The following is a 6726-nucleotide window of genomic DNA, read 5'->3' as shown; positions in this document are numbered from 1 at the left end:
TCAGCCCTTTGTCACTAACAGTCTGATAATCAAAAGCTTGTAGCTCTATTCTCGAACTGTTTCCCTCATTTGGGACTGCAAAGGTAGACGCTTTTTTGACCCTTGTCAAGACCTACTCCCAAAATAAAAGAGGAGGCCCTTCAAACACAGTTAGTAAAGCACTTTAAGTCAGCTTTTTATCGTCGAAAAATTTTTTCAATTATTCCTGAATAGTGTTTTATGGAGTAACTCAAAGGACTAAAAATCGGCCTTCATTTGTATCCAATCTACAGAATACGGCCTATATTGAAGTATATTGCATCTTCCTTTTATACGGCTGGAACCGTGTGATAGTAACCCATGAAAATAATACACACAGCAGACTGGCATTTAGGAAAGCGGCTTCAGGATTTTCAGCGAATTCAAGAGCAGCAGGCGGTCCTGGATGAAATTGTTCAGATTACCGATCGGGAACAGGCAGATCTGGTAATTGTAGCAGGCGACTTGTTCGACACATTTAATCCCGACCCTAAAGCAGAAGACCTGTTATATAGTACGCTAAAGAAACTATCGGCCGGCGGTAGTCGCCCGGTTATTGTCATTGCCGGAAATCATGATAACCCAGACCGTATCGAAGCTCAGGATCATTTCGGTCGGGAATGTGGGATCATATTTGCAGGCTTCCCCAAAACGGAAGTCCGTTCGTATGAATTAAGTTGCGAAGCCAAGTTATTGCGTTCGGCCCCTGGTTTCGTAGAACTCCAGCTTCCTCGTCATAAGGCTCCGGTTCGGCTGATTTTAACGCCTTATGCGAACGAATCACGGCTACGCGCCTATTTTGGGCAAACCAGCTTTGGCGATGAGCTTAGGCAACATCTTCAGCAGCATTGGGCAGATTTAGCCAACTCCTATATGGATAAAAAAGGTGTAAATCTGCTGGTAGCCCATTTATTTGTGATGAAGCGGGGAAGTGAGCCCCCTGAAGAATCGGACGATGAACGAAGCATTTTGCAGGTTGGAGGTGCTTCGGTTGTTTATACCGATATGATTCCACCCCAGGTTCAATATACGGCTCTGGGCCATTTGCATCGTTATCAGGAGATTGGCGGAGGACCAAGCCCGATTGTTTACAGCAGTAGCCCGCTAGCTTATAGCTTTGCCGAAGCCGATCAGCAAAAATTTGTTGTATCGATTGAAGCTAAGCCCAATAAACCTGTTGTTGTAACACCGATTCCGCTAACAACGGGTAAGCGGCTCCTGCGCCCTCGGTTTAAACGAGTGGATGAAGCCGTCGACTGGTTGAAGGACAACCCCGACTGCTATGCAGAAATCACACTACAGACAACTACTTATCTAACCAGTGAAGAACGTCGGGAGCTTGCAGAAGCCCACCAATCATTGGTTACCATTATTCCTGACATTCGCGATGTGGAAGTGGACGAACTAACAAAAACTCCCACAATCGACCTTACGCAAAGTATTGACGCTTTATTTACTGACTATTTTAAATTTAAAAACAAAGGACAGGAGCCTAACGACCGGCTTCAGCAATTGTTCAAAGAAATTTTAGCAACCGAATCGGATGATACCCATTAAACTGTCGATTCAAGGGCTGTATTCATACCAGGAAAAACAGGAAATCGATTTCCAGCAATTAATAGGGGCCAGCATTTTCGGCATTTTTGGTAAAGTAGGCAGTGGAAAAACCTCCCTGCTCGAAGCCATTAGTTTCGCATTATATGGTAAGACCGAGCGCCTGAACGATCAGGACAGACGTGCTTATAATATGATGAATCTGAAATCGAAACACTTATTGATTGAGTTCGAATTTCAGGCTGGTAATGAACAGCAACGTTATAAGTTTGTCTACGAAGCGAAGCGCCATCCTAAAAAATACCAGGAAATAATACCGGGCGAACGCCGGACATTTGTTTGGCAAGATGAAGACTGGTATCCAATCGGCAATGAAAAAGAAGACATTTCTTTGCTGTCGAAACAGATTCTTGGGTTAGACTACGATAATTTTAAACGTACGATCATCATTCCTCAAAATCAGTTTCGGGAATTTCTGGAACTGAGTGCTACGGAACGGACCCGAATGATGAATCAGCTCTTTAAGCTGGACCAGTACGATTTATCGGGGCGCGTCGGTAAGCTAAGCAAAGGTAATGACGAGCAGCTATCTGAGCTACGGGGTCTGTTGTCGCCACTGGAACACGTAACTCCCGAATCAATCGAAGATGCCAATCAGGCTATTGCTCGTATTGTAGATTCGCTGGAAACGAAAGGAATTGAGATCAAACAGCTAGAGCCAGTCGAAAAACGGTTGCTGGATAGCCAAACCCGCAGCAAAGCCCTATCGGCGGCCCGGCAGGAACTAGCTCAGCTTTTAACTAATGAGGATCAATATCGGCAAATTGAACAGAATATTACCCTTTTCGAAATGTGTCGGCTCGTATTTCAGGCTGATTTATCGAACTACGAAAAACTCAACGACAAGCAGATTCGTCTGGCCGATACCGAACGGATAGCCCGCCAGCAGCACGCGGCAGTAAGCAAACAGTTGGCAGGACTTACGAGTGTATACGATGCCGCCAAACGAGCTTACGAAAACCGCGACGAATTACAACAGAAGATCGACGAGCTGGATACGGTTCAGCAAATCAGAACACTACAGCAGACAATTAGCCAGCTACAACGCAATAGGAGCGCATTGGTACAGCAGCTAACCAAATGCGGACAGCACCTTGAGGAGTCCAAAGCCGACCGGAAACGCCATCAGAGCACTATTGACACGATGCTCGATCAATCATCGAATCTGGAACGTTTGTATAAAGTTCAGAACTGGTTTACGGCCTATAAACCGCTTAAGAAGCAAACGGATGACCTTCAGACGGCGCTAAATAAATATGATTTGACAGTTGAGCAACTAAAGCATCAAAAAGACAAGGCTCTTCAGGGTTTTCCACCCGAATGGGGAAGCCTGACTCTGAAAACATTACCTCATCAGATTGAAGATGCACTGGCTCAGTTGAAAACGATTCGGGAAGAGCGTGAAATTCGACACCGCCATACGCTGGTTCAATATGAGCTGAGCAGCTATGCCGATTCACTGACCAATGGCAGTCCCTGTCCACTTTGTGGTTCAGAACATCATCCTAATCGGCACCAGGGCAATATAGGCACTGCGGATGTGGAACGAAGCGAAGCTGCCTTGCAGAAAGTGATTCAGCGAATCGATGAAACCACAACTCTCCAGCTAACCATCAACGAGTTGGCAACGAAACTCCGTAGCGAACTGGATAATGGCAAACGTTTGACACAGGAACGCGTAGAATTGGTGCGGCAATTGACCGAACTCGAAGATGCCTTCATTTGGCCAGAGTTCTCAAAAGATCAGGAAGGGGTTTTGATTGGTGCTATCCAGAAAGAAAGCGAGGCCCAAAAACGACTCCAGGAAGCACAGGAAGCGATTCGAAAACTGAATGTTCAGATTGACGAAATCGAAATAGCGCATGGCGATTTTGCCCGAAAAGTAGCCGAAGCCGACAACGCTATTTCTGGTCAGGAAGGCCAATTGAAAACGGCAGTAGAATCGCTACAGCATTTTCGGCTTGACGAAGTCTCTCAATGGGGACTCGATCAGATTGCCGATCTGCGGGAGTCGCTGACCCAAACCTATCATCAGACGAAACACAATTTCGATGATGCCGAAAAACAGAAAACCTCGTCTGAAAAAGAACAGGCAACCCTTGAAGAACAACTAGAACAGCTCAACAGGCAGTTGGCCGAAATTGCGGAAGAGTTTACGTTGTTGACTGCTACGATTAACCAGAATCTGACAGCAAAAAAGTTAGAACGAGCTACCGTTGAGCAAATTCTACGATCAAATCTGGACATTGATCAGGAAAAGCAGCGGATTAATGAATACCAGGAAAAGCAAAGTGGCCTGAAACAGCAGATTGGAACGCTAGAGGCCGACCTAGTCCAAACCCCTTTCGATCCAATCGCGTTGGAAACCGTTCAGTCCCAATTGGCGACTCTGCAAGCGGAGAAAGACCAGCTGAATAAAGAACACGGTCGGGCAGCAACAATATTGAAAACACTCGAAACCCAATGGCAACAGAAACAGGAACATCAAAAACGATATGATGAACTGAATCTTCGTCGGCAGGATCTAAAAAAAATGGACGAGCTGTTTCGGGCGCAGGGGTTTGTTAACTATGTTTCATCGGTTTATCTCAAAAACCTGTGCGAATCGGCCAATGAACGGTTTTTCAAACTAACCAACAACCAACTGAAACTGGAATTAGACGAACGCAATAATTTTCAGATTCGCGATTTTCTGAATGGTGGCGAAGTACGGAGCGTTAAAACTCTTTCGGGTGGTCAGACGTTCCAGGCGGCTCTGTCGCTGGCACTGGCTTTATCTGACAACATTCAGCACCTGACCAAAGCCCGCCAAAATCTATTTTTTCTGGACGAAGGTTTTGGTACTCTCGATAAAGACGCGCTACAAACGGTTTTTAAAACGCTCAAAGCCTTACGGGCCGAAAATCGCGTGGTTGGTATTATTTCGCACGTGGAGGAGCTTCAGCAGGAGGTCGATACATTTATTCGTACCGAAGCGACTGAAAACGGTAGTCGCATCATCAGAAGTTGGGAAACCTGAGCCTGCTAAGCGGCTCTTTCTATTAACAAATCTTGAATCTGCCGTCAATCTGTTCTGATGGTTTTACCTTTACGCGATACATAAAACGTCCTGATGAAAAAAATCATTACGCTAAGCCTGATCGGGTGCGCGTTATTGGCCGGGTGTCGTTCGCCAAAAACAACCGCCGACGCTTCTCGACATCAATCAGTCTCAACAATTGCCTTCGGCTCCTGTAGCCGTCAGAGCCTTCCACAACCATTGTGGGATGATATAGTGGCTCAAAAACCGGATGTCTGGATATGGCTGGGCGACAATATCTATGGCGATTCTGAAAATATGGATACGCTAAGAGCCAAATATGCCATGCAGAAATCAAATCCCGTTTATCAACAGCTACGCCAGTCAGCCACTATAATCGGCATTTGGGACGATCATGACTATGGCGTAAATGATGGAGGAAAAGAATATCCAAAACGAAAAGAAAGCCAGCAGGTAATGCTCGACTTTCTGGACGTTCCGGCCAATAGTCCGTTGCGCAGGCAGGAAGGTGGCTATTCAGCACACAGCTATGGTCCAAAAGGACAACGTGTTAAGGTTCTTTTACTGGATGCCCGTTATTTCCGCGATCCGCTGAAAAAAGCTGCCGACGGCAAAGCGAATGTTCCTGATCCAGCGGGCGATATTCTGGGTGAAACTCAATGGAAATGGCTGGAGAACGAATTGACCAATTCGGACGCCGATATTCACATTATTGGCAGTGGTATCCAGGTTTTACCAGAAGAGCATATTTATGAAAAATGGGCCAACTTCCCTACCGCCCGCCAACGGCTGCTGGACCTAATTGGCAAAACGAAGCCCAAAGGAGCCTTAATGATTAGTGGCGACCGGCATCAGGGCGAAGTATCGAAAGTAAGTGTTCCGGGCCTGAGTTATGATTTGTATGACATTACAAGTAGTGGGCTTACGCATGTTTCGGCTCCGCACGAAGAAGCCAATCGTCACCGCGTTGGCAGCATTGTCTCAAAACTTAACTATGGTCTAATTACTATCAACTGGAATCAGAAACCACTGACCGCTACCATTCAGATCAACGGCGACAATCGGGAAACCTACCTTACGCAGGAAATCAAATTTTAAATGTACAGACTAAAAAGCGGAGTGGAGAAACCAGCACTGGTTTCTCCACTCCGCTTTTTAGTCTGTACGTCGTCTATTATTCTTTCGTTACTAACTCCATTACTTCTTCCGAAATGCCCGTCATGGAGAAACCACCATCGTGGAAGAGGTTTTGCATGGTAACCATACGGGTAAGGTCAGAAAAGAGCGTTACAACATAGTCGGCACACTGGGCCGCGGTTGCATTACCCAACGGAGCCATTTTATCGGCAAAATCGAAGAACTTGTCAAAGCCACCAATGCCGCTGCCAGCTTTGGTGGGCGTTGGCGATTGCGAAACGGTGTTGACCCGGACATGGCGATATTTGCCATACTGATAGCCAAAGCTCCGGGCAATTGATTCCAGAACCGCTTTAGCATCGGCCATATCATTGTAGAATGGGAATGTGCGCTGAGCAGCCATATATGTTAATGCCACAACCGATCCCCACTCGTTAATTGCATCGAGTTTATAGGCCGTTTGCATCATTTTATGGAACGACATTGCCGAAATATCAATGCTTTGTTTGAACCACTCATAGTTCAGATCGGTATAGGCTTTGCCTTTCCGAACGTTTGGGCTCATGCCGATCGAGTGCAGTACGAAATCGACTTTACCGCCCAAAACGTCGGTCGATTTGGTAAACAGATTTTCCAGATCGTCAATCGATGTGGCATCGGCCGGAATGATTTCAGCATTACATTCATCGGCCAATTGTTTAATGGCACCCATGCGCATGGCAATTGGTGCGTTAGTGAGTGTAAACGTGGCACCTTCTTCTTTCGCTTTCAAAGCGACTTTCCAGGCAATTGAGTTTTCATCTAAGGCACCGGAAATGATGCCGCGTTTTCCGTTCAGTAATCCGTAAGCCATGTGTTTGATTAAATGTAGAATGCAGAATGCAGGATGAAGAAAACCTATACTTTATAGTCAATCT

The 6726-nt window shown here is 46.0% G+C and carries 4 protein-coding genes; 3 read left to right on the top strand and 1 reads right to left on the bottom strand.

Going from position 1 to position 6726, the window contains the following annotated elements; all coding sequences use genetic code 11:
- Window positions 1–339: 339 nt before the first annotated feature.
- The 3 genes from sbcD (at window position 340) to WBJ53_RS00690 (ending at window position 5770) form a co-directional block, all read left to right on the top strand.
- Entirely contained in the window at window positions 340–1575 is a 1236-nt protein-coding gene (gene sbcD, locus WBJ53_RS00700; RefSeq protein WP_338874133.1) for an exonuclease subunit SbcD, read from the top strand.
- On the top strand, window positions 1562–4651 hold the full coding sequence (locus tag WBJ53_RS00695) for an SMC family ATPase (protein ID WP_338874132.1): 3090 nt from the start codon (window positions 1562–1564) through the stop codon (window positions 4649–4651). Before sbcD ends, WBJ53_RS00695 begins: the two co-directional genes overlap by 14 nt.
- A gap of 93 nt (window positions 4652–4744) precedes the next feature.
- A complete protein-coding gene (locus WBJ53_RS00690; protein ID WP_338874131.1) occupies window positions 4745–5770 on the top strand; it encodes an alkaline phosphatase D family protein in 1026 nt (341 codons plus the stop codon).
- A 76-nt stretch (window positions 5771–5846) separates the two neighbouring features.
- Here the strand turns inward: WBJ53_RS00690 and WBJ53_RS00685 are convergent, their stop codons facing one another.
- Window positions 5847–6662, bottom strand: coding sequence for an SDR family oxidoreductase (locus WBJ53_RS00685; RefSeq protein ID WP_338874130.1), 816 nt, complete (start codon window positions 6660–6662; stop codon window positions 5847–5849).
- Between the last annotated feature and the right edge of the window lie 64 nt (window positions 6663–6726).

The sequence above is a fragment of the Spirosoma sp. SC4-14 genome (assembly GCF_037201965.1).
Taxonomy (GTDB): Bacteria; Bacteroidota; Bacteroidia; order Cytophagales; family Spirosomataceae; genus Spirosoma.
Note: the sequence above shows the minus strand (reverse complement) of the source record. Positions and strands in the feature narration are given on the sequence as shown.

Excerpts from the sequence above, each read along its gene's own strand:
- sbcD (WP_338874133.1), top strand. The coding sequence starts at position 340 with ATGAAAATAATACACACAGCAGACTGGCATTTAGGAAAGCGGCTTCAG.
- WBJ53_RS00695 (WP_338874132.1), top strand. The coding sequence starts at position 1,562 with ATGATACCCATTAAACTGTCGATTCAAGGGCTGTATTCATACCAGGAA.
- WBJ53_RS00690 (WP_338874131.1), top strand. The coding sequence starts at position 4,745 with ATGAAAAAAATCATTACGCTAAGCCTGATCGGGTGCGCGTTATTGGCC.
- WBJ53_RS00685 (WP_338874130.1), bottom strand. The coding sequence starts at position 6,662 with ATGGCTTACGGATTACTGAACGGAAAACGCGGCATCATTTCCGGTGCC.